The organism is Polynucleobacter sp. 71A-WALBACH (assembly GCF_018882365.1).
GTDB lineage: Bacteria > Pseudomonadota > Gammaproteobacteria > Burkholderiales > Burkholderiaceae > Polynucleobacter.
The window spans coordinates 1,461,899-1,483,721 of the sequence record NZ_JACVOP010000001.1 but is presented as its reverse complement, the minus strand read 5'-3'; the positions used below and the strand labels follow the sequence as shown (position 1 = coordinate 1,483,721).

Below are 21,823 nucleotides of genomic sequence, written 5' to 3'. Positions count from 1 at the left end.
ATAGAAAAAACGGATGGGCCAAACAATAGCCTTTATGAACCAGCGCAAAAACAGAAAACCAACGAGGGTGATAAAGTAAAGGCTCTAATTAAAACGACCATGAGACATATGAAACCAGCCCTAGATCTGCTGCAAGCCTGCGAGCTAATACAAAAAAACCAGCTCAAAGTTGATGATTATTTAACGCAATCCGTAGCACGTGCGGATGAGGTTGAGCCCGAATTAAAGGCGTTTACAGTAAGAGCGTCGTTAAAAGATCTTCAGAGTCAATCGAGGTCTGGCCCATTACAGGGAATCCCTGTCGCCATTAAAGACATCATTGCCGCTAAAGATTTTGTAACTACTAATGGCTCACCAATATATAAAGATTTTGTACCCAGTGAAGATGCCGAAATTGTCAAAAAGATCCGTAACTTAGGTGGCGTCATCTTTGGTAAAAGCGTCACAACTGAATTTGCCTGGCGTCACGCTGGCGCCACTACTAATCCATGGAATAGCGCTCATACCCCTGGAGGATCATCAAGCGGATCAGCTGCTGCTGTAGCAAGCGGCATTGTCCCCTTGGCTCTAGGATCCCAAACTGCTGGATCCATTATTCGCCCAGCATCATATTGCGGTGTGGTGGGCTACAAGGCCAGTTTTGGAGCTGTCCCACGCAAGGGTGTCCATCCAGTCTCCGGCTCACTAGACCATATTGGATTCTTCACAAGGTCTGTTGCGGATGCGAGATATGCATTTAACTTACTTCGAAATACCGTCATTGAGGAGGAAGATGCCATTGTTATTCCTGAGCTCCATCCAAAGCCTATAAGGGAAGCTCTGGACAATACTAAACTTCGCATTGCCGTTCTTAAAACACCCTTTGATGACCTATTAAGCCAAGAACAAATTGAGGCGGTCCAAATTGCCGCGACCTTGCTTGAAAAATCAGGCGCGCACATTGAGGAAATTTCGCTCCCGCAGAGCTATTGGGATGGCATAGAGGCCTTAGCTGTACTCATGGCATGCGAAGCTGCAGTGATTCATGAAAAGCATTTGGAGAAGTTCCCAGAGCTCATGAGCATGGACATGAGGGAACTCATATCAAAAGGTAACGCTTGTTCGGTAGGCGACTACATCAAGGCAAAAAACCTTCAAATGAAATTGCGCCTTTCTATAGTCGAATATTTTCAAAATTTGGATGTCATATTGGCGGCACCTGCAACCGGAGAGGCCCCTAAAGGCTTAGGCTTTACTGGAAACCCAATCTTTTGCTCTCTCTGGACTTTTATAGGCACTCCAGCAATTGCACTTCCCGTAACTAAATCAAGTAATGGGCTTCCGCTAGGAATTCAGCTGATTGGCAATTACAAGGAGGATGAAAAACTACTCAATATTGCTCAATTTGCTGAGACATGCTTTAAGACCGCAGACAGACAGCCTTAAGTCTTTTGCCAATCAGAAATCAGGTTGGCAAATAATCTAGTTGCGTCTTCGATCTTGTGAACATAGCAAAACTCATCGGTTTGATGAGCCATTTCAGGTTGCCCTGGTCCCAGTATGACTGTTGGAGGATTTCCAATTGCCGACTTTAAGGCTGATGCATCAGTGAAATAAGACACTGTCTTCTCTACTGGCCGGACACCATTCATTTTTGTGCAATGCTCAAACACTTGCTCCATCCATGGATCACTTGCTGGAGTAAATACACCCTCAATATCTATGATGGTTTCTAACGCAACGGTTGGGCCTAAAGCCTTACATAAACAACCATAAATATGGGAATGACTCTGCCCAGCTACAGTACGAATATCTAAGGTCATTTCTGCAGCATCTGGAACGGAGTTGATATTGAGTCCCGATTTCGCTGTACCAACGTTTAACGTCCCCTGCCCCATGAGCTGATGCGGTGGAGTATCGAAACTAAATTTCTCGAGCGTTAGTGCGGCTTTAGCGAGCTTATAAAAGGCATTCTCACCTCTTTCAGGCATCGAGCCATGAGCGGTTACCCCCTCTGTTTTAGCTCTCAGCCAATAAGCCCCCTTGTGCCCGAGAAGCGGTTCATTAGCAGTAGGTTCGGCTACTACAAAGCAACCAGCCGGTCCCAGAAAATCGACAATTTCCTTGCTTGCGGCAAGATGAAATGCCCCCTCACAGCCCGTTTCCTCACCTGCGGTAATGATCATGCTGACACCAGCGCCCTGCTTGGCCTCTTGCGCCATTTGTATTGCAGCCACCACAAACGCAGCTACACCACTTTTCATATCGCTTGAGCCGCGGCCATAGAGCTTCCCATCATCAATGACCCCAGCAAAGGGCTCGAACCTCCAAGGGCGAGCACCTAAAGGCACAACATCGACGTGACCAGTGAAGCAGATACTCGGCTTAGATGCACTACAAGAACCAATTTTCGCTACCAAGCTCGTACGTCTTGGGGCGAACTCAACCTTGCGACACTCGTAACCCGCTGACTCTAAAATCTTCTGCAAGTACTCGCAAATTTGATCTTCGTTACCTGGCGGATTGACAGTATTAAAGCGAATGAGTTCTTGGGTTAACTCTACGGGATTTAAATTAGCATTCACAATGATTTATCCGAAATAAGCAGCTTGAACTTCAGCATTCTCAGCAAGCTCTTTTGCGTCGCCTTGAGCAACTACTCGCCCTTTAGAGATGACGTACCCACGATGAGCAATCGCCAAAGTTTGACGTACATTTTGCTCAACCAATAATACCGTTGTCCCCATCTGATTGATCTCTTTGATAATTTTGAAGTTCTCTTTAACAAAGAGTGGGGATAGCCCTAAGGATGGCTCATCAAAAATCAGTAGGTCTGGTGAGCTCATTAAGCTGCGGCTAATTGCCAGCATAGCCTGCTCACCACCAGACATCGTTCCAGCAAGCTGCGCAGAGCGCTCCGCAAGACGGGGAAATAAAGCCTTCACATGAGCACGACGCTCTTCAATGACATTCTTATCTTTGACCAGATATGCACCAGCAGAGAGGTTTTCATCGACCGTCATTCGGGGAAAGACTCTGCGACCCTCTGGAACACAAGCAATGCCTTGCTCGATAATGCGGTGAGAAGGTAGATGTGTAATATCAACATTCTTAAATAGCACTTCACCGCGATTTGCAGGAGTTAATCCTAAGATAGATCGAATTAAAGTGGACTTGCCAGCGCCATTGGCACCCAAGATGCAGGTAATTTCTCCCTGCTTCACTTCAATCGATACATCCTCAAGCACATCAATACGATCATAGGCCGTATAAATATTGCGAATATTGAGCAAGTTCATGATTATTCTTGTCCTAAGTAGGCAACCTGAACCTCAGGATTATTAACAATCTCATCATAGGTACCCTCAGCAATTTTTTTGCCGTAATTCAACACAATGCAGCGTTCAGTCATTCGCTGAATGAGACCCATTTCATGCTCAATCAAAATAATAGTGAACGGCTTGATTTTGCTTCGGACTTGCAAAATATCATCCATCACCTCTGCCGTTTCATCGTGAGTCATACCCGCAGAAGGCTCATCGAGCAACAGAAGATCTGGCTCACTAATTAATGCACGACAAATCTCAATACGGCGACGATCAATCATGGGGAGGCTGGCGACAGGCTCAAAAATTTTCCCCGCTAACTTAGGATTAAAGGTTAGGAGCAATTGATTTACTTGCTCCACCACTCGGTCATACTCTTCTTTAAATTCTTTTCGTTTAAAAAGATTGAAAAATAAGCCGGTATTGAGACGGCGATTATCACCAATCGCAATATTGTCAAACACGGTTAAAGGCAAAGACAGCCTTGATCTTTGAAAGGTTCGAGTAATTGCCTCACGATAAACCTCTTGAGCACTGGCGTCGGTAAGATCTTTGCCCCTGAACGACACATTGCCAGAGGTAGCCTGATAAAGGCCGGTAATCACATTAAAGAATGTTGTCTTACCAGATCCATTTGGGCCTAAGAGACCAAGAACCTCACCCTCATTTACATGCAAATTCAGGGAATCCAAAGCAGTAACGCCACCAAAACGCATTGTGAGATTACTGGCTTCCAGAATCTTATTTTTGATTTGGTTCATTTTTTACCCCCCGCTTTCTTGCCGGGGAAATACTCTCGGATGCGGCGCGGCAATAGGCCATCAGGACGGAATAGCAGAATCAAAATAACAACAATCGCATAGAGTAAAAAACGATACTCTTGAATGAACTGCAACTTCTCGGGAAGGATGACCACAATAGCAGCGGCAGGAATAATTCCCCAGGGGTTGCCAATACCGCCCAAAATGACAATGGAGACCAAAATTAATGAGTCGGCAAAGGTAAAGTTATTAGGAGCTACATAGGCAGTCATCATTCCATATAAGGCACCAGCCATACCAGCTATGAAATTGCCCAATGTAAATGCCACAATTTTCCAGTGCGCAATATTGACGCCAAATGTAGAGGCCGCAATCTCATCAGTACGCACCATGTCCATACTTAAGCCAATCCATGAACGCTCTAAGTTTCGGGTAATTTTGAAGCTCAAAATCAATAGAATGAGTGCAATTAACAGATAAGGAATATAAAAGGAAATTTCGTATCCGGCGATCTCAATTCCGTTTGAGAGATTCCAGCCAAATAAATTCAGGGCTGGGATTTTCATTCCCTGCGGGCCACCCAAGGTATCGTTTACTTCTAGAAAATTCCTAAACAAAATACCGAATGCAATGGTTACCAAGGCGGCATAGTGACCTCGAGTTCTCAATACCGGATAAATAAGGATCGATCCAATCAGCGCTGATACACATGCGGCCAACACAAGGATGACCAGATGTGGGACAGCAGTATGAGTCGCTAAAACGGCTGCTGTATAACTACCAATGCCAAAGAACGCAGCTCCAGCAAAGTTCACAATTCCGACATAGCCGAACTGAATATTTAAACCAAGACAAACCATGGAGTAGATCAAAACCGTTGCCAGCATCAGTAAAGCAAAATGGGAGTTATGAAACACCACGATTGTTATCAGTACGCCCGCAACGGAAGCGTATGCGGGAAACTGGGGGTGTTCTCGTACAGCAGCAGCGAGACGCTCCATGAGACCCATCTTCTTGCCAATTACACTGACAACGAAAGCCAAGATAACTAAGCCCCCAACCTCAACTTGATTCTCTGAGCCTAGCAAAAGCATGCTATATAGCAAACCCAATACAAAAGTAGTGATTAATAGCTTCATACTTATACTCGCTCGCTTGATTTTTCAGAAATCAAACCTGTTGGCTTTAATCCCATGATGATAATAATTACAGTGAATGCAAAAACATCCTTATAGGCACTGGGAACATCAGGCAAAATCGCCGGCAACAAAACTGCGCCAATAGTCTGTAGTGCTGCAAACAGAAATCCACCAACAATGGCTCCATAGAAGTTGCCGAGACCACCAACAACCGCCGCAGAAAAACCGATGACCCCAAGTAAAAGACCCATGCTGAAGTTCACTTCGTTGTAATACAGTCCATTCATTACTCCGGCTAAGGCTGCTAATGCAGATCCAAGCATAAAAGTAATTAAAACGATTTGGCGGAAATTAATCCCCATGATGCGAGCGGTTTCACTATCTTGCGCAACTGCCCTAATTGCTAAACCAATCTTGCTCCGGGTAATCAGCCTTTGAACAGCAACGATGCAGATAATTCCAGTTAATAGCAAAATCAAACTATCTGAGCGCAAGGTAAATTCACCAAGAGAGATTCCATCTGTTGGCAGCAACCTTGGAAAGGGTTTTGGATTGGAGCCGTTTGGATAAAACAGGCGTACTGCTTCACGCAAGGCCAATCCCAACATCAAGGTGACTAGTAGCGTATTGATGGGGGGAGCCTTTTGCAAAGGCAGAATTAAGTAGCGCGCAATGACTGCACCCAAGAAAGCAGCTACCGAGAGGCTAATGAGGACAAGCACTAAGAGTTGTAGCCAAGGGGAATCAAAAGTGCCCGCAATGCCAATATAAGCAGTGAGGCCAGCAAAAGCCCCTACCATCAAAATATCGCCATGCGAGAACTTAATGACGTCTAAAACACCGAAGTAGAGTGTGAATCCTACTGCAACAATCGCGTAAATAACGCCTAACATTAAGCCGTTAAGCAGGTACTGCAAAAAGATATCAAACGACATGCACTATCACCCTCACCACTTCGGTTGCCAACAATAAAACTAAATTTATTGCCCTAATTTACGTTGCTTCTTTGCATACAAGCTATCTTCCCAAACAACCCACTTGCCATCTTGAGCAACATATTTAGAAATCAAAGGAACAATATTTTGACGATGGTCGTCAAAACTTACCTTTCCGATGATGGTCTCTACATTGTTGGTCTTGTTGAGGACATCCATTACCTTCTTGCGATTTGGGCCAGCCTTTTCAATAGCATCCATGATTAGGTTAGCAGCTGTGTATGCAAATGGGCCATAGGCCTCAGGAGCATCAGGATATTTTTGCTGGCTATATTTAGCAGTGAATTCCAAGCCACCTGGTAACTTTTCCCATGGCGCTCCCTCAATAAAGGACAAGGAGCCTTCTGATAATTTACCTAAACCTTCAATATAGGCATCAGACTTAATACCAGATGTCCCCTCGAATACAGCCTTAATTCCAAGGCGATCCATTTGTGTACGAATGCGAATACCGATAGGTGTCAGGCCGCCAAAGTAAACGACCTCTGGCTTCAACTCCTTAATCTTCGTCAACTCAGCGGTAAAGTCTTGCTGATCAGCGGTAACGCCAAACGTTCCAAGAATTTGTCCACCATTTTTGGTTAAGAATTGAGTGAAGTACTTATTGTGACCTTTACCGTAGTCAGTAGTGTCATGAATAATGACCCACTTTTTATAACCCAAACCAGTCAGAAATTTGGCAGCAACCTCATTTTGATTAATCATGGTGCCATTTACACGATGTATTTCTTTAAAGTCATTTGCATAAGTAATTTCAGGCAAAACCGCTCCCCACACCATGACTGGAAGGCCAAATTTGTGATAAACGTCTACCGTGCTCATTGCTACTGCTGAGCAATAGTGCGTTACGCCGGCAATGATGGAGCTATCAGAGGCAATCTTTGTTGCAACCTGTACGCCAACGTTTGGCTTACATTCATCATCTGCCGAAACTAATTCATATTTATATTTCGCATTTGGATCTTGGTTTCTCAAACGCACCGCGAGATCTGCTGAGTTTCGGCCACCGATACCATTGGCTGACACACCGCCAGTCAAAGGCCCGATGTAGGCAATCTTGACCGTATCTTTAGCGGAAACACTAAAAGAGAGGCTGGAGCACAGCGCAAGGACTAAAGCTGAAACGATTGATTTCATAACTAATCTCCTAATAATTTTTTACATGCACTTACTAATCAGTGTAGCAATATTCTATTTTTGAAATATTGATCTTCGTCATCTCTTTTGCGTGCTGGTATACCCTAAAAGACTAGCCTTATGGCGAGTAGCAGCACGAATTGATTAAGCATCAAACTATAGAGAGCGATTCTTAGCGCTATCTCTCACAATTAAACACATTGGTGCACAAATAATTCAAATGCATGCACTGCACCAAATTGAAGATGTAATGAGCTCCAAATGCTCTTATGGAAACCAAACAATATCGGTAAAGACAGAATTGACCAGATTTTCTCTAGTAATTCAGCATCCCAACTCAACATAAGATTAGGATTATTTCAGAGTTAGGGGGTGCCACAAATCAATGCATAACCCCACTTTAAGCACCTTATATCGTTTGTCATGTAATATTTTCATCAAACAACAAGTGCACCATATTACAAATAATCTGGGGTGCGATCTAAAAATGAACTTAGGGGGATGGTAATGTCTTTAAATTTTCAGAGGCGCAGAGGTTTCTTAATTTGGCTGACTACTCTAGCTTGCTCAACATCAATTTCCGCATATGCCCAGACGAATTCAAACTGGCCAGATAAATCCATCAAGATCATTGTTGGCTACTCTGCAGGAGGAGCTACTGATGTGTTGACGCGCTTAGTAGCGGTAAAGATGGGCAATAGCTTAGGGCAATCAATTATTGTTGAAAATAAACCTGGCGCCAATAGTAATTTAGGTGCAGAAATAGTTGCACGATCTCCCGCTGATGGCTATACCCTTTATGCCTTTTCAATTGCCAATACCATCAATATGTCCCTGTATCCCAAGCTTGGATATGACGCACTCAAAGATTTAGATCCTGTTGGCATGATTGCCAAGATTCCTAATATTTTGGTGGTAAATCCAAATCTACCAATCAAAACTGTCGCAGATTATGTGCGTTATGCAAAAGAATCAAAAGATGGGATCACTTTTGCATCCTCTGGTAATGGCTCATCTATTCATCTCTCCGGCGAGATGTTTAAGATGCAGTCGAAAGTCAAAATGCTGCACATCCCTTATAAAGGTAGCGCCCCGGCTGTGACTGATTTACTCGGCGGTCAAGTAGACTCCATGTTCGATAACGCCCCTTCTGCAATGCCTCATATTCAAAGTGGAAAACTCCGCCCAATTGCCATTACGAGTGCGCAACGTTCTTCCTTACTCCCCGATGTGCCAACACTTGCTGAGTCTGGGTATCCAAACTTTGACGTGCAATCTTGGTTTGCCTTAGCCGCTCCAGCAGGAACACCAAAGCCGATTATCGATAAACTCAACGCTGCGCTCAATAAGGCGTTAACAGCTCCTGATGTACGTCAACGTCTACAGGAGTTAGCAGCAACACCTGAGCCTGGTTCGCCAGAGAAAATGCGTGACTTTGAGACAGCCGAGGTAAAGCGTTGGCGTGAAGTCGTAAAAGCCTCTGGCGCTAAAGCTGAATAACTAAATATAAGACAGGAGTAGTACCCCGCATGTTTCCAATCGACTTTTTATGGCGAGCATCTTTGCGTTGGCCAAATCGTACAGCCATAGATACACCTACGGGCCAGATTAGCTACCAAGAATTAGCTTCAAAGGTAAAAGCGCTTGCCGCTGGCCTAATGGCGCTGGATCCCAGCCTCCAAAGCCGGGTAGCTATTTGCTCTGGAAACAATGCTGACCACATCGTTGCCCTACTAGCAATTTTGGCCTCTGGAAAAGTGTGGGTTCCACTCAATCCCAAAAGTACTCGGCCAGAAATTCGCCGCATTATCGACATCACAGAACCAAGCCTCATTGTTTACGATGAAGCTTGCGCGGATCTTCTGGTCGATGCTCCCGCTACATTTATTCGCACAGGAAAAGATGAAGATGAACCCTCAATAAAAACTATTGGGGGCTTGATCCAACAAAATAATGGGGCTTCTGCTCTACCATTCGACCTCCCGCTAGATGCCATTCAAGCCATTAAATTTACTGGCGGCACTACCGGAGCGCCTAAAGGGGTTATGCAACCTTATCGCGCATGGATGGCGAATATTACCAACCAGATTCATGCCTGGGGATTTGATGAGAATGAGCGCTATATCGTGGCTGCACCTATAACTCATGGCACATCGACCTATATCGTACCAATCCTAGCCCAAGGTGGATGTCATGTGATCCTGGATGGATCAGGCGCAGAAGTTGTTCGCACTGCATTTAAGGAGCGTGGTGGTACAGCCTGCTTTATGCCTCCTACCCTGCTGTATATGTTGATGGCTCTTCCTAATGCTTCACGTAAAGACTATCCAAATCTGCGCAGACTAATCTATGGAGGCGCTCCTATGCCACCAGAGAAAGTGCGGGCTGTCCGTGAATTTTTTGGACCAGTCCTTTGTACTACCTACGGTCAAACGGAAGCACCACAAATTCTCACGATCATGCAGCCAGAAGATTTCGAAGATCCCAACAACTGGGCATCAGTAGGTCGCACAACCTGGTTTAACGATGTTGCAATCATGGGACCGGATGGCACCCTACTTCCTACCGATGAAATTGGAGAAGTAGTGGCTCGAGGTGATTTACTAATGACGGGTTACTGGCGTATGCCTGAAAAGACCAGTGAAACAATTAAGAATGGCTGGCTTCATACCGGCGACCGGGGGCTCATTGATGAGCGCGGATACCTCTATTTAAAGGATCGATTAAAAGATCTTGTGATTACTGGTGGCTTCAATGTTTATCCAGTGGATGTTGAAAATGCCTTAAGCCAACACCCCGCAGTTCATGAATGCCTAGTCTTTGGTGTGCCAGATGATAAATGGGGAGAATGCGTGCAAGCCGCAGTACAAATTCGTCCTGGCCAGCAAGCTGATGAGGCCACCCTAATTTCTTTTGTTCGCGAGCTCTTAGGCCCCGTTCAAACACCAAAACGTATCCACTTTTATGAAACTCTTCCCCACTCTAACGTCGGTAAGCTACTAAAGAGCGCTGTATTGCAAAATATTCTCAACTCCTCAAAAAATTCCTAAATAAGTAACCATGGCTAATTCATCAAGCAAAACTCCAATAACTAGTTTATGCACCCATACCTTAACAAGCCTGCACTATCGAGATGCAGACCTCGTGGAAGATTTAATGGGAAAAAAGACTTTTACCGAAGTGATGTTGATGCAAATTTTAGGCAGGACACCCCGACCAGTTGACATCAGAATTACTGATGTTGTATTGATAGTTCTGATGGAGCATGGCCTTACGCCTAGCGCAATTGCTACGCGATTAATTTATATGAGCGCTCCAGAAAATCTCCAAGGCGCTGTATCAGCTGGACTCCTTGCTGTCGGAAGCTCCTTCATTGGCACTATGGAAAATTGCTCTGTCTTACTAGACCGAATAACAGCAGCGGCAGACCCTGATGCTGAGGCACTCACCATTGCGCAACATTTCAAAACCATCAAGGCGGCAGTTCCAGGTTTTGGGCATCACCTTCATAAGCCCGTCGATCCACGTGCTTATAAATTACTCGAAATGGGTCGTGCTGAACCGGACCTCAAGGGCGATAAGATTCGCGCGCTAGAAATCCTATCAAAGGCCGTAGATTCAGTCGCTGGTCGCCCCATTACGATCAATGCTACAGGGGCAGTAGCAGCGCTGCTGGGTGAAATTGGAATACCTACTGCAGTCATGCGCGGCTTTGCCGTGATCTCCCGTTCAGCAGGCTTGGTTGCTCATATTGTTGAAGAACAGCAAAGCCCTTCTGGACGATTTATTTGGGATACGGTAGAGCATGCCATTCCATTTGTTGAAGGCGCTAATAAAATTGGATAAGGCTATAACAAGCAAATCAAGCGCTCTTGTCACCGGTGGTAGTAGTGGCATTGGTCGCGCAATAGTTAACCGTTTAACGGCTGATGGCATGCATGTAGTGAACTTCGATATTAAGGCGCCAGTCACCGCTAATGCAGACGAAACCTTTATCCGAGTAGACATATCAAATGAGAGTGCACTTCGCTCAGCCTTAGATCAAGCCATGGCACATCACGAAATTACCCGTCTTGTTAATAATGCAGGCATCGTTAGGCCGGCCAACATCGACAACACTTCTACCGCTGACTTACAAGCAGTCATGAATGTGAATGTTGCCGCCGCAATAATCTGTTGCCAAGTACTACTACCTTCAATGAGAGCCAAACAATTTGGTCGAATTGTGAATATATCCAGTCGAGCAGCCTTGGGTAAGGCGGAAAGAATAGTCTACGCCACTACAAAAGCAGCGATTCATGGTTTCACCAGAACACTGGCTCTCGAGGTGGCTTCAGATGGAATCACTGTAAATGCTATTGGTCCAGGACCTATTGCAACTGAATTATTTACCAGTGCAAACCCACCCGATGCCCCAGCAACAAAACGAATTCTGGAGGCCGTTCCATTGCGCCGAATTGGTAGGCCTGATGAGGTAGCGCATCTAGTGGCATCACTACTTGATGAACGCGCTGGTTACACAACCGGCCAGGTGATCTATGTCTGTGGCGGCATGACTGTAGGACTAAGCCATTAAATGACCTCTCGCCCACATCCACCAGGTTTACCTACTGAACTTACTGACCGCGTCATTTTTGTTTCAGGTGGCGGCTCAGCAGGTCCAGGCTGGAGTATTGGCAGAGCTTCCTGTGTCACTTATGCCAGATTGGGCGCCAAAGTCTGCGTAGTTGATCGTGATGAAGCTTCCGCAGAAGAAACCACCAAGATAATTGTTGATGAAGGTGGGATAGCTCAAACTTTTGTCGGTGATGTTTCTGAAGAAGGCGAAGTTAAAAGACTCTTTAGTGAAGCTCGCAGGAAATTTGGTCCTATTGATGTGTTGCATCACAACGTTGGGATTGGAAAAGTTGGCGGCCCGATGGAAACCAGCATCGAAGACTTTGATCGCATACATAAGGTGAATGTGAGTAGCCTACTGCTTGCCTCACAAGAGGTTCTTCCGGAAATGGTATCTCGGGGCAAAGGCAATATCATTGCCATCTCGTCGGTAGCGGGTATGCGGTATTTAGGCTACCCTCATCTAGCCTACAGCGTTACCAAAGCTGCAAACACCCAATTCATTCGGATGATTGCCCAACAATACGCTGGCAAAGGCATTCGCGCCAATACAGTAGTGCCTGGTTTAATTGATACCCCGCGAATTGCGAATACCGTAGCCAAAATGTTTTCTGAAAACAATTTAGACGAAGCGCGTGAAGCTCGGAATCGTCAGGTCCCCATGGGGCGATCGGGAACCGCGTGGGATGTGGCGCATGCCTGCGCCTTCCTGGTATCGGATGCTGCCGCCTACATCACTGGCACCGAGCTGATCGTAGACGGCGGAATCACTGGGAAATACATATAAAAAAGCCCCAGTTAAGGGGCTTAGTTATTTGTCGTAGCGGCTCAAGCAGTTAAATCACAAGGATTTTGGCGGAGACGAGAGGATTCGAACCTCCGATCAGAGTTTTAGCCCCGATGCTCCCTTAGCAGGGGAGTGCCTTCGACCAGCTCGGCCACGTCTCCCTGCTTGATGCCTTTACAACGTCCCACAGTTTAACGGATTCCGTTGGCTGCGGGGTTTTACTGCAGTTTTACAGCGTTTACGGCTTGTTCTTACTTTTGATCCAGCTCGAAAGCCTTGTGTAGAGCGCGTACAGCTAACTCCATATACTTCTCATCAATTACAACCGAAATCTTGATTTCACTAGTGGAGATCATCAGAATGTTGATGCCCTCTTCGGATAATGTGCGGAACATTTTGCTAGCAACGCCAACGTGGGAGCGCATCCCAACGCCAACTACGGACACCTTAGAAACCTTTGGGTCACCGGTAATCTCTTTAGCTTCAATGTGAGTTTGAACATTATTCTTCAACAAGTCCAACGCTTTTTGGTAATCAGCGCGTGGGACGGTGAAAGTAAAGTCCGTCTTCCCTTCGAATGATTGATTCTGGATGATGATATCCACATCAATATTGGCACCCGCAATCGGACCCAAAATTTGATAAGCGATGCCTGGGCGATCAGGAACCCCAAGAACGGTAATTTTTGCTTCATCACGCGCAAAGGCGATGCCGGAAATAACTGCGGCTTCCATAGTGCTGTCCTCTTCAAATGTAATCAAGGTGCCCGACTTCATCTCTTGATCAAGGGGCATCAATGGATCTGTCAACGATGACAGAACACGGGTTTTAACTTTGTACTTACCGGCAAACTCTACAGAACGAATCTGCAATACCTTTGAACCAAGACTTGCCATCTCTAGCATTTCTTCAAAAGTAATTTTGTCTAAGCGACGCGCATCTTCGCAAACACGCGGGTCTGTCGTATAAACACCATCCACATCGGTGTAGATCAAGCACTCATCTGCCTTCAGAGCTGCAGCCATCGCAACAGCTGACGTATCAGATCCGCCACGACCTAAAGTGGTGATGTTGCCATTAGGATCAACGCCTTGGAAGCCTGTAACGACCACAGCACGCCCTGCATTAAGATCTGCAAGAATTTTTTTGTCATCAATACTCTTAATACGGGCTTTAGTAAATGAAGAATCCGTGTGGACTGTGACCTGCCAACCAGCATAGCTGACAGCATCAACCCCTTCGCGAAGCAATGCCAAGGCTAATAAGCCGGAGCTCACTTGCTCACCTGTGGAGGCGATTTGATCTAGCTCACGTGGACTTGCATTCGGATTGATATCTTTTGCCAAGCTAAGTAAACGATTGGTCTCGCCTGACATTGCTGAAGGCACGACCACCACCTGGTGACCTGCACGCATCCACTTGGCAACGCGTTTAGCGACATTCTGAATGCGCTCAACTGAACCCATTGAGGTGCCACCATACTTATGAACGATAAGAGCCATAAAAACCGTCGTATTGTCTATTTACAGGGAATTACATTCCCTAGGGTCTAAAAGGGGCTTATTTTACAGGGTTTTATCACTGCCCTAAGGCTTCTCAAGCCACACGGGAATGACTCGCTTGCCAGTGGATACCAAATGCGGGTAACTCACCCCTATACCCGCTACGGCCACAAGCTGGTCATTGATGAATAGCAACGGTGCCTGACGCTCCCATGGCGGCGTACCAGACTCCTGAAAGAGGTTCTTGAGGCTCTTGCGTGGGGTTTTGGGCTTAATTTGAATCTTTTCCGCTCCCTGGCGCAGTTTCTCCTCGATGCGACCCTGATCTTGGGCCTCATTTACCAAAGCGGCAGGAAGGCCAAGCGACTTACTCTTAGTTGAGATGGTCTTGAAAACCCACTGGCCTACTTTGCCGTGAGCTACCTGTAAGACGCTACGCCACAAATAAATGCTTACCCCATCATGCTGCCACTCCAAACTTGAATCTGCTTTTACAGCTATCAGATCTTTCCACCAAGATTCAAGGCGCTCTTGGGAAGGCATTGCTAAACCATTTAACTTGAGCCAATAACGCAACAAATTATTAGCGGCAGGTCTATCTGATTTAGAGAGGGCCAAGAGAGGCGTCAGTTTTAAGTTTTTACCTAGCAGAATACCTTTCGCATCCTGCTTGGCTAAACGATCAAGAAGTACTTGTGATTGAGCTATTAAGTCTGCGCTGCGAGCTAAATTGGCAATTGCACCAGGTTGAATTTTTTCTAACCTTGGAATGATGTCTTTGCGAATGGCATTACGTCGATAGCGTGTATTTTGATTGCTAGGATCTTCCACCCACTTAAGCTTATGCTGTTTAGCGTAAGCCTCCAGATCTACCCTACTTTGATTTAACAATGGGCGCCACAAAGTAATAGAATGAGCACCTTTATTGTTGATGCGATGGAGTGGCATACCAGAGAGACCGGCCGCCCCAGAACCTCGCAACAACTGTAAAAGGATTGTTTCAGCTTGGTCATTTTGGTGGTGCGCCAGGAGAAGATCCTCAATGCCATGCTCGATGCATAAATCGGTCAAAGCATCATACCGCTCTACTCTTGCTCTAGCTTCGATATTGCCTTGAGATTTATCAGCAAAATACAAGAGACGAAAGTCAAAATGTACTTGGTATTTTTTGGCCAGCTTCTCACAAAACTCCAGCCATTGGTCGGCTGGTTTTTGCAATCCGTGGTGGATATGAAACACCCAGACCTCGGTGAAATCTTTATTGGAGTCTGCCTGAACTGCTTTGCAAACGGTATCAAGCAACACAACCGAATCAAGCCCACCACTTAAGGCAAGCCCAATACGTTTGGCTGCTGTTGTAGCCACCTTAAGACTTGGCTTCGATTTCCTTGAATTTGCCATAACTCATTAAGCGTTCATGCCGACGCTCAAGAAGCGCATCTACTTTCATGCCATCGAAGGTTTTAAGCGACTCAGCCAAAGCTTTGCGCATACTATTCATCATGGCATCGTAGTCACGGTGGGCACCACCCGTTGGCTCGGTAACAATCTTATCAATCAAGCCCAGTGTCTTTAAACGTTGCGCGGTCAAACCTAACTGCTCAGCAGCCTCAGGGGCTTTTTCCGCAGTCTTCCAAAGAATAGATGCACAGCCTTCAGGCGAAATCACGGAGTAAGTTGAGTTTTGCAACATCAACACTACGTCACCCATAGCAATTGCTAAAGCACCACCAGAACCACCTTCACCAATAATGGTGGCAATGATAGGCACTTCTAGTTCAGCCTGAACATAGAGGTTGTGTCCAATCGCTTCGGACTGGTTGCGCTCTTCCGCATCGATACCTGGGAATGCACCTGGGGTATCCACGAAAGTGAATACCGGTATTTTAAATTTTTCCGCTAAACGCATGACACGCTTCGCTTTACGATAACCCTCAGGGCGACTCATACCAAAGTTTCTTAAGGCACGCTCTTTAGTATCGCGACCTTTTTGATGGCCGATCACTACACAAGGTTGATTCTCGAAACGGGCTAAGCCAGTAATGATGGATTGATCATCTGCAAAGTTACGATCTCCATGAAGCTCATGAAAATCAGTAAACAACGCACTCACATAATCCAAGGTATAGGGACGCTGTGGATGACGCGCCACTTGCGAAACTTGCCAAGGACTTAAGTTGGCATAAATGTCTCTAGTCAGTTGCTGACTTTTTTCAGTAAGTGTTTTGATCTCATCAGAAATATCTACCGATGATTCATCTTGCACAAATTGCAGCTCTTCAATCTTTGACTCTAGTTCAGCGATTGACTGCTCAAAATCCAGGAAAGTCGTTTTCATAGCTTGATTTTAATATTCAACGGGAACGGGGTCGATACTTCTCCACATATACCAGGTTGCTACAGTCCGCCAAGGAGCCCAATTTGCAGCTACTTCCCGGGCCTCATGCCTGCTGACAGGCTCTCCACTGAAATAATTGAGGGAAATAGCCTTAATTAAGCCTACATCGTCTAAAGGAAGGATATTGGGCCTCACCATATTAAAAATAAGGAACATTTCAGCTGTCCAGCGGCCAATACCCCGAATATCACACAATTCCTTGATGATGGCCTCGTCCTCCATGCCTTTCAACTGATTAGCCTGTAAACGGCCAGAATCGAAGTGTTCAGCCAAATCGCGAATGTATTCCACCTTGCGACCCGACAAACCAGCTGCGCGCAAGTCTTCAACGCTTAAGGCGAGGATATTTTTAGGATTTACTTTGTTTTTGGATGCCAATAAGACCCGGCCCCAAACAGTCTGAGCAGCCGCAACAGAAATTTGCTGACCAACAATCGACCTTGCTAGGGTGGTGAAGGAATCACCTCGAGTTCTCAGAAAACCTGAGCCAAATTTTGGAATCAATTTTTTTAAAATACGATCGTGCTTCATCAACTCGGCGCAAGCCTGCTCCCAATACTCGGGGGCTAACTCCTCAAAAATCGCTTGCTCAACTACTTTAGTCAAAATACATTCTCAATCACAAATTAAATTACTTAGCTTCTGCGCCACTCAGTTAGGCCACCGGGCTTATCTTCCAATACTACGCCCTGCTCCAACAAATTCTTGCGAATTAAATCGGCCGCAGCAAAATCTTTTGCCTGCTTTGCGGTAACTCGAGCAGCGATTTGAGCTTCAATAGCGTCAGCCGATAAGCCAACCACATCACTTCGCGATCCTGCTTGTAAAAAGTCAGTTGGGTCACGTTGTAAAAAGTTCAGAGTTCCCGCCAATCCCTTGAGGACACTAGCCAAACGCATCCTCTCTTCACCCTGAGCACGATTTACCTCACTCGCCAAATCAAATAGCGCCGCAATGGCCTCAGGCGTATTGAAGTCATCATTCATAGCATCAGCAAAGCGCTTAGCCCAAGGAGAATGAGGGTCTACAGACTGATCGCTAACTGATACGTGAGCCAGAGCAGTGTAAAGACGAACTAATCCTGCACGAGCTTCCTCGAGTTGCGCATCGCTATAGTTAATAGGACTGCGATAGTGAGCACGCAACATAAAAAAGCGTAATACTTCTGGATCAAAATTTTTCAGCACGTCACGGATCAGGAAAAAATTACCCAGCGACTTGGACATTTTTTCTTCATTTACCCGAATGTGGCCGTTATGCATCCAGTAGTTGACAAAAGGTTGGTCGTTCGCCTGGTGATCTCTGCCGTATAAGGCGCCTTCACTTTGGGCAATCTCATTCTCATGATGAGGGAACTGCAAATCAGCGCCACCACCATGAATATCAAAATGCTCGCCTAGCAAATCACATGACATGGCCGAACATTCAATATGCCATCCAGGGCGACCTTCGCCCCAAGGTGATTTCCAACGCGTATCGACAGGCTCCTCTGCCTTGGCGCTTTTCCACAACACAAAATCCAATGGATCACGCTTGCCACCACCAACAGCGACGCGCTCGCCTGCATTCAATTCATCTAAAGATTTGCCAGAGAGGCGTCCATATTCCGGGAATAAGCGAACAGCAAAATTCACATCGCCATCCTCACCTTGATAGGCTAATTCTTTTTCAATCAAGCGACCAATAATGCCTTGCATTTGAGTGATGTAATCCGTAGCGCGAGGCTCATGATCGGGGTGCATCAAACCTAACTCATCTGAGTCCGCATGCATGGCATCGATAAAACGCTGTGTCAACACGGAAATAGGCTCACCGTTCTCAACTGCGCGGTTGATGATCTTGTCATCGATATCGGTGATGTTGCGGACATAAACAACTTCATAGCCGCTAACCCTTAGCCAGCGGACCACCATATCGAACACAATCATTACGCGGGCATGCCCGATATGGCAAAAATCATAAACAGTCATCCCACAGACATACATCTTCACTTTGCCTGGCTCGATGGGTTTAAAGGCCTGCTTAGAACGACTGAGAGTGTTATAGATTTGCAGCATAGGGGCTATAAAGGTGGGCAAGTAGCGCCAATTTGTTAGACTGAGCGCTGAGTATATCGAATGAGCCAGTTTTTCACCCCACCCCCTATGCCAGCTACCCTGTTTTCACTACGTCCAGCCCATTTTGCAAGCTTAAGCGCCATTTTTGCCGCTTTACTCCTTTTGGGGTGTAGCACTCCCGGGCAACAGTTGGCAGATGCTGAAATTAAGGCCCTGAATACGCCTTGCTCTTGCCCCGCCCAACCAGCGACACCTCAAACACCTCAACCCTATTTAGGCTCCTATACGCCGGGGGAGCCGCCTAGATTGGCCAGTAATTCATTAGGTTACGATCAATTTAATCAAGATTTGTCTGATTCTGTGGCTGTTCCATTTCTCTCTTTTTTGATTATTGAGCCGGATCCAGTGACTAAAAACGGGGTTCCATCCGAAATTGAAAAGCTAGTAAAAGCCAAGAAATATCCTGAAGCTATTGAAAGCATTGATAAGAGACTCAAGAAAACACCCGGCAATGTGCAATTACGTTACGTCAAGGCTCGCATGCAAATTGAGATGCGTCAATGGGAGGCAGCCAAAAAGACGCTAGTTGAAATTACCCAACAATTTCCAGAGCTGCCTGAGCCTTACAACAACTTAGCTGCACTAGCAGCCAACCAGGGAAACTGGATTGAGGCCAGAGACTACTTGGAGCTCGCTTTGAAATTACGCCCAAGCTATACGGTTGCCTCTGCCAACTTAGGAGAGGTTTATATCCGTCTAGGGGCCCAAGCCTATGACAATGCGGCAAAAGATGCCGCGCTCAATCAACGTCAATATACCAATCGCGCAAAAGCATTAATGGAAATACTCACCCCACCCAAAAAGGGAGTTGCGCCAGCGGTACCAGCAATCCCAGCACCACTGACTTCGAAGTAATTTTTTTTACCCTTTTTATCTACTAACTCATAGAAAGTTAATTCATCATGGCTAAAGTTCTACTCAAAACAAACAAGGGTGACATCACCCTCACACTCGATGCTGTTAAAGCACCAAAAACTGTTGCTAACTTTTTACAGTATGTAAAAAGCGGCCACTACGATGGCACTATTTTTCATCGTGTGATTGATAATTTTATGATTCAAGGTGGCGGCATGACTGCTGGCCTTAAAGAAAAATCTTCTGGCGCCCAAATTGAAAACGAAGCAAATAATGGCCTCAAGAACGAACGTGGCACAGTGGCCATGGCTCGCACTAGCGATCCGCACTCAGCAACAGCGCAATTTTTCATTAACGTTAATGACAATGACTTCTTAAATCACACTGCTCCAAACGCTCAAGGTTGGGGCTATGCTGTTTTTGGCAAGGTCACTGATGGCCTTGATGTGGTTGACGCAATTCGCAAAGTTAAAACTGGCAATGCTGGATTTCATCAAGACGTACCTGCGGAAGACGTTGTGATTGAAAAGGCTAGCATCCTCGAGGAATGATTCCGCAATACGCGAGCGCGCTGCTCATTTCTGATTTGCATCTCACGCCGTCAATGCCTTTGACGGCGCAACGTTTCTTTGATTTTTGTGAAAAGGATGCCCCTAAGGTAGAAGCTGTATTTATCTTGGGGGACTTATTTGAGTATTGGGTTGGAGATGATGCCGCCCTTCACTCGCCATTTCAACAAGAGGTGAAGCATGCGCTGGCAACACTTTCCACCAAAGTGAAAACCTATTACCTACACGGTAATCGTGACTTCCTCATTGGAAAGCAATTCTTACTTAAAACTGGCATGACACTCATGTCTGACCCGAGCAAAATTAATATTGCTGGCTCTGAATATGTTCTCTGTCACGGTGACTCCCTTTGCACGGCGGATATTGGCTATCAAGTCTTCCGCGGATGGGTTCGTAAAACCTGGATCCAAAAGTTATTCTTAAGCTTACCCTTAACTTGGCGTCGCTCTATTGCAAATCACCTTCGCAGTAATAGCGGCTTGCAATACCAACGCGCAATGCAATCCTCAGCACCAGGCGGACAAGCTAAAACGGATGTGACCTTAGCGGCCTGCGCCGCAGTCTTGAGGGATCAAGCCGCCAATCAATTGATTCATGGTCATACCCATTTGCCAAAGCATCATCAAGAACGGCTACAAGATCAAGAATGGCAACGCTGGGTCTTATCAGACTGGGATTTGGATCACCCGGAAAGCGGTCGACCACGTGCAAGTGCGCTCCACATTAATCAAGATGGCGTGCGTTACGCCGATCTGATCAAGAATTAATAAGTTATTTTGCTAACTAAATTGAGTTGATTTAGCAGGTGGAATATTTAGATAAGCACTGCACCATCTGAGCAAAGATACGTGGGTTTGCACACATTACTTCGCCGCTTTGCAAGAAACCCTCTTCACCACGGTAGTTGCCGACTAAACCACCAGCCTCAGTGATTAGCAAGGCGCCCGCAGCCATATCCCAAGGCTTGAGATCACTTTCAAAAAACCCATCGTATCGACCGGCAGCAACATAAGCTAAATCAAGTGATGCAGCGCCTGGACGACGAAGGCCAGCACACTGACGTGACATGTCAGCAAAGATTTTTAAATACTTTTCCAAGTCCTGGTCTTCACGATATGGAAAACCAGTGCCCAACAAGGCATTCGTTAAGCGATCTTGAGTAGCAACACGTAAACGCCGGCGGTCCAAATATGCGCCTGCACCACGGGTAGCCGTGAAAAGTTCATCTCGAGTTGGGTCATACACGACTGCCTGTTGGGTTACCCCGTTGACAGACAATGCGATAGAAACCGCATATTGAGGGAAACCATGAATAAAGTTGGTTGTGCCATCAAGGGGGTCGATGATCCACACATTTTCGGCATCGGTATTTTGGGCGCCAGTTTCTTCAGCTAGAAATCCGTGTGAAGGATAGGCCTCGCTCAAAGTCTCAATAATGGCTGCTTCAGCCTGCCTGTCCACCTCAGTCACAAAATCATTATGTTGTTTGCGGTCAACCTGGAGTCGCTCTAGATTCAGAGACGCTCTATTAATCACGGTTCCGGCACGACGGGCAGCCTTAACGGCCACATTTAACATGGGATGCATAGTATTGATGGACAAATTAAATAAGAACAAGCTCAACAGATTGCAAACTGCAGG

21 protein-coding genes and 1 tRNA gene are annotated in these 21,823 nt (G+C 46.0%); 9 read left to right on the top strand and 13 right to left on the bottom strand.

The window, feature by feature from the left end; all coding sequences use genetic code 11:
• The first annotated feature begins 108 nt into the window (after positions 1–108).
• The gene (locus ICN42_RS07495) at positions 109–1,425 is read left to right on the top strand and encodes an amidase (RefSeq protein WP_216252748.1); all 1,317 of its coding nucleotides are present in this window, start codon (positions 109–111) and stop codon (positions 1,423–1,425) included.
• On the opposite strand, the gene ICN42_RS07490 is transcribed toward ICN42_RS07495, so the two are convergent.
• From ICN42_RS07490 to ICN42_RS07465, 6 genes are read right to left on the bottom strand one after another with little or no spacing between them, the layout of a single operon-like run.
• On the bottom strand, positions 1,422–2,564 hold the full coding sequence (locus ICN42_RS07490; protein WP_216252745.1) for a M20 family metallopeptidase: 1,143 nt from the start codon (positions 2,562–2,564) through the stop codon (positions 1,422–1,424). The two genes, ICN42_RS07495 and ICN42_RS07490, sit on opposite strands and share 4 nt — an antisense overlap.
• 6 nt (positions 2,565–2,570) lie before the next feature.
• Positions 2,571–3,278: an ABC transporter ATP-binding protein gene (locus ICN42_RS07485; RefSeq protein WP_216252743.1), complete on the bottom strand. Its 708-nt coding sequence runs from the start codon at positions 3,276–3,278 to the stop codon at positions 2,571–2,573.
• A 2-nt stretch (positions 3,279–3,280) separates the two neighbouring features.
• Positions 3,281–4,066, bottom strand: coding sequence for an ABC transporter ATP-binding protein (locus ICN42_RS07480; RefSeq protein ID WP_216252742.1), 786 nt, complete (start codon positions 4,064–4,066; stop codon positions 3,281–3,283).
• Entirely contained in the window at positions 4,063–5,205 is a 1,143-nt protein-coding gene (locus ICN42_RS07475) for a branched-chain amino acid ABC transporter permease (protein WP_216252740.1), read from the bottom strand. The genes ICN42_RS07480 and ICN42_RS07475 overlap by 4 nt, the downstream gene beginning before the upstream one ends.
• A 2-nt stretch (positions 5,206–5,207) precedes the next feature.
• Complete coding sequence (locus ICN42_RS07470) at positions 5,208–6,140, bottom strand: branched-chain amino acid ABC transporter permease (protein ID WP_216252738.1); 933 nt, start codon at positions 6,138–6,140, stop codon at positions 5,208–5,210.
• A gap of 45 nt (positions 6,141–6,185) precedes the next feature.
• Positions 6,186–7,337 (bottom strand): branched-chain amino acid ABC transporter substrate-binding protein, encoded by a 1,152-nt coding sequence (locus tag ICN42_RS07465; RefSeq protein WP_216252736.1) that lies wholly within the window; start codon positions 7,335–7,337, stop codon positions 6,186–6,188.
• Between the two features lie 507 nt (positions 7,338–7,844).
• Between ICN42_RS07465 and ICN42_RS07460 the strand changes: the two genes are divergently transcribed.
• From ICN42_RS07460 to ICN42_RS07440, 5 genes are read left to right on the top strand one after another with little or no spacing between them, the layout of a single operon-like run.
• The gene (locus ICN42_RS07460) at positions 7,845–8,837 is read left to right on the top strand and encodes a tripartite tricarboxylate transporter substrate binding protein (RefSeq protein ID WP_216252734.1); all 993 of its coding nucleotides are present in this window, start codon (positions 7,845–7,847) and stop codon (positions 8,835–8,837) included.
• A gap of 29 nt (positions 8,838–8,866) precedes the next feature.
• Entirely contained in the window at positions 8,867–10,387 is a 1,521-nt protein-coding gene (locus tag ICN42_RS07455) for a class I adenylate-forming enzyme family protein (RefSeq protein WP_216252731.1), read from the top strand.
• 10 nt (positions 10,388–10,397) lie between these two features.
• Positions 10,398–11,183 (top strand): citryl-CoA lyase, encoded by a 786-nt coding sequence (locus tag ICN42_RS07450; protein WP_216252730.1) that lies wholly within the window; start codon positions 10,398–10,400, stop codon positions 11,181–11,183.
• Positions 11,176–11,913: an SDR family NAD(P)-dependent oxidoreductase gene (locus ICN42_RS07445; RefSeq protein WP_255539277.1), complete on the top strand. Its 738-nt coding sequence runs from the start codon at positions 11,176–11,178 to the stop codon at positions 11,911–11,913. Before ICN42_RS07450 ends, ICN42_RS07445 begins: the two co-directional genes overlap by 8 nt.
• A complete protein-coding gene (locus ICN42_RS07440; protein ID WP_216252727.1) occupies positions 11,914–12,741 on the top strand; it encodes an SDR family NAD(P)-dependent oxidoreductase in 828 nt (275 codons plus the stop codon).
• 66 nt (positions 12,742–12,807) lie between these two features.
• On the opposite strand, the gene ICN42_RS07435 is transcribed toward ICN42_RS07440, so the two are convergent.
• The 6 genes from ICN42_RS07435 to cysS form a co-directional block, all read right to left on the bottom strand.
• Positions 12,808–12,902: transfer RNA gene (locus ICN42_RS07435), tRNA-Ser, on the bottom strand.
• A gap of 90 nt (positions 12,903–12,992) precedes the next feature.
• Complete coding sequence (locus ICN42_RS07430; protein ID WP_216252725.1) at positions 12,993–14,243, bottom strand: aspartate kinase; 1,251 nt, start codon at positions 14,241–14,243, stop codon at positions 12,993–12,995.
• An 84-nt stretch (positions 14,244–14,327) separates the two neighbouring features.
• Entirely contained in the window at positions 14,328–15,644 is a 1,317-nt protein-coding gene (gene tilS, locus ICN42_RS07425; RefSeq protein ID WP_216252723.1) for a tRNA lysidine(34) synthetase TilS, read from the bottom strand.
• Positions 15,610–16,581, bottom strand: coding sequence for an acetyl-CoA carboxylase carboxyltransferase subunit alpha (locus tag ICN42_RS07420; protein ID WP_216252721.1), 972 nt, complete (start codon positions 16,579–16,581; stop codon positions 15,610–15,612). The genes tilS and ICN42_RS07420 overlap by 35 nt, the downstream gene beginning before the upstream one ends.
• A gap of 9 nt (positions 16,582–16,590) precedes the next feature.
• A complete protein-coding gene (locus ICN42_RS07415; protein ID WP_370626009.1) occupies positions 16,591–17,247 on the bottom strand; it encodes a DNA-3-methyladenine glycosylase in 657 nt (218 codons plus the stop codon).
• 29 nt (positions 17,248–17,276) lie between these two features.
• Positions 17,277–18,698: a cysteine--tRNA ligase gene (cysS, locus tag ICN42_RS07410; protein WP_216252719.1), complete on the bottom strand. Its 1,422-nt coding sequence runs from the start codon at positions 18,696–18,698 to the stop codon at positions 17,277–17,279.
• Between the two features lie 87 nt (positions 18,699–18,785).
• Here cysS and ICN42_RS07405 point away from each other — a divergent pair, with 87 nt between their 5' ends.
• The 3 genes from ICN42_RS07405 to ICN42_RS07395 are packed head-to-tail and all read left to right on the top strand — an operon-like array spanning position 18,786 to position 20,949.
• The gene (locus tag ICN42_RS07405; protein WP_216252710.1) at positions 18,786–19,613 is read left to right on the top strand and encodes a lipopolysaccharide assembly protein LapB; all 828 of its coding nucleotides are present in this window, start codon (positions 18,786–18,788) and stop codon (positions 19,611–19,613) included.
• A gap of 47 nt (positions 19,614–19,660) precedes the next feature.
• Positions 19,661–20,164 (top strand): peptidylprolyl isomerase, encoded by a 504-nt coding sequence (locus ICN42_RS07400; protein WP_216252707.1) that lies wholly within the window; start codon positions 19,661–19,663, stop codon positions 20,162–20,164.
• A complete protein-coding gene (locus ICN42_RS07395) occupies positions 20,161–20,949 on the top strand; it encodes a UDP-2,3-diacylglucosamine diphosphatase (protein ID WP_216252705.1) in 789 nt (262 codons plus the stop codon). The genes ICN42_RS07400 and ICN42_RS07395 overlap by 4 nt, the downstream gene beginning before the upstream one ends.
• A gap of 31 nt (positions 20,950–20,980) precedes the next feature.
• On the opposite strand, the gene ICN42_RS07390 is transcribed toward ICN42_RS07395, so the two are convergent.
• On the bottom strand, positions 20,981–21,769 hold the full coding sequence (locus ICN42_RS07390) for an inositol monophosphatase family protein (RefSeq protein WP_216252703.1): 789 nt from the start codon (positions 21,767–21,769) through the stop codon (positions 20,981–20,983).
• Positions 21,770–21,823: the final 54 nt, after the last annotated feature.

Bases quoted from the DNA above. Each gene is read 5' to 3' on its own strand.
- ICN42_RS07495 (WP_216252748.1), top strand. From the start codon at position 109: ATGAAACCAGCCCTAGATCTGCTGCAAGCCTGCGAGCTAATACAAAAA.
- ICN42_RS07485 (WP_216252743.1), bottom strand. From the start codon at position 3,278: ATGAACTTGCTCAATATTCGCAATATTTATACGGCCTATGATCGTATT.
- ICN42_RS07480 (WP_216252742.1), bottom strand. From the start codon at position 4,066: ATGAACCAAATCAAAAATAAGATTCTGGAAGCCAGTAATCTCACAATG.
- ICN42_RS07475 (WP_216252740.1), bottom strand. From the start codon at position 5,205: ATGAAGCTATTAATCACTACTTTTGTATTGGGTTTGCTATATAGCATG.
- ICN42_RS07470 (WP_216252738.1), bottom strand. From the start codon at position 6,140: ATGTCGTTTGATATCTTTTTGCAGTACCTGCTTAACGGCTTAATGTTA.
- ICN42_RS07465 (WP_216252736.1), bottom strand. From the start codon at position 7,337: ATGAAATCAATCGTTTCAGCTTTAGTCCTTGCGCTGTGCTCCAGCCTC.
- ICN42_RS07460 (WP_216252734.1), top strand. From the start codon at position 7,845: ATGTCTTTAAATTTTCAGAGGCGCAGAGGTTTCTTAATTTGGCTGACT.
- ICN42_RS07455 (WP_216252731.1), top strand. From the start codon at position 8,867: ATGTTTCCAATCGACTTTTTATGGCGAGCATCTTTGCGTTGGCCAAAT.
- ICN42_RS07450 (WP_216252730.1), top strand. From the start codon at position 10,398: ATGGCTAATTCATCAAGCAAAACTCCAATAACTAGTTTATGCACCCAT.
- ICN42_RS07440 (WP_216252727.1), top strand. From the start codon at position 11,914: ATGACCTCTCGCCCACATCCACCAGGTTTACCTACTGAACTTACTGAC.
- ICN42_RS07430 (WP_216252725.1), bottom strand. From the start codon at position 14,243: ATGGCTCTTATCGTTCATAAGTATGGTGGCACCTCAATGGGTTCAGTT.
- tilS (WP_216252723.1), bottom strand. From the start codon at position 15,644: ATGGCAAATTCAAGGAAATCGAAGCCAAGTCTTAAGGTGGCTACAACA.
- ICN42_RS07420 (WP_216252721.1), bottom strand. From the start codon at position 16,581: ATGAAAACGACTTTCCTGGATTTTGAGCAGTCAATCGCTGAACTAGAG.
- cysS (WP_216252719.1), bottom strand. From the start codon at position 18,698: ATGCTGCAAATCTATAACACTCTCAGTCGTTCTAAGCAGGCCTTTAAA.
- ICN42_RS07405 (WP_216252710.1), top strand. From the start codon at position 18,786: ATGCCAGCTACCCTGTTTTCACTACGTCCAGCCCATTTTGCAAGCTTA.
- ICN42_RS07400 (WP_216252707.1), top strand. From the start codon at position 19,661: ATGGCTAAAGTTCTACTCAAAACAAACAAGGGTGACATCACCCTCACA.
- ICN42_RS07395 (WP_216252705.1), top strand. From the start codon at position 20,161: ATGATTCCGCAATACGCGAGCGCGCTGCTCATTTCTGATTTGCATCTC.
- ICN42_RS07390 (WP_216252703.1), bottom strand. From the start codon at position 21,769: ATGCATCCCATGTTAAATGTGGCCGTTAAGGCTGCCCGTCGTGCCGGA.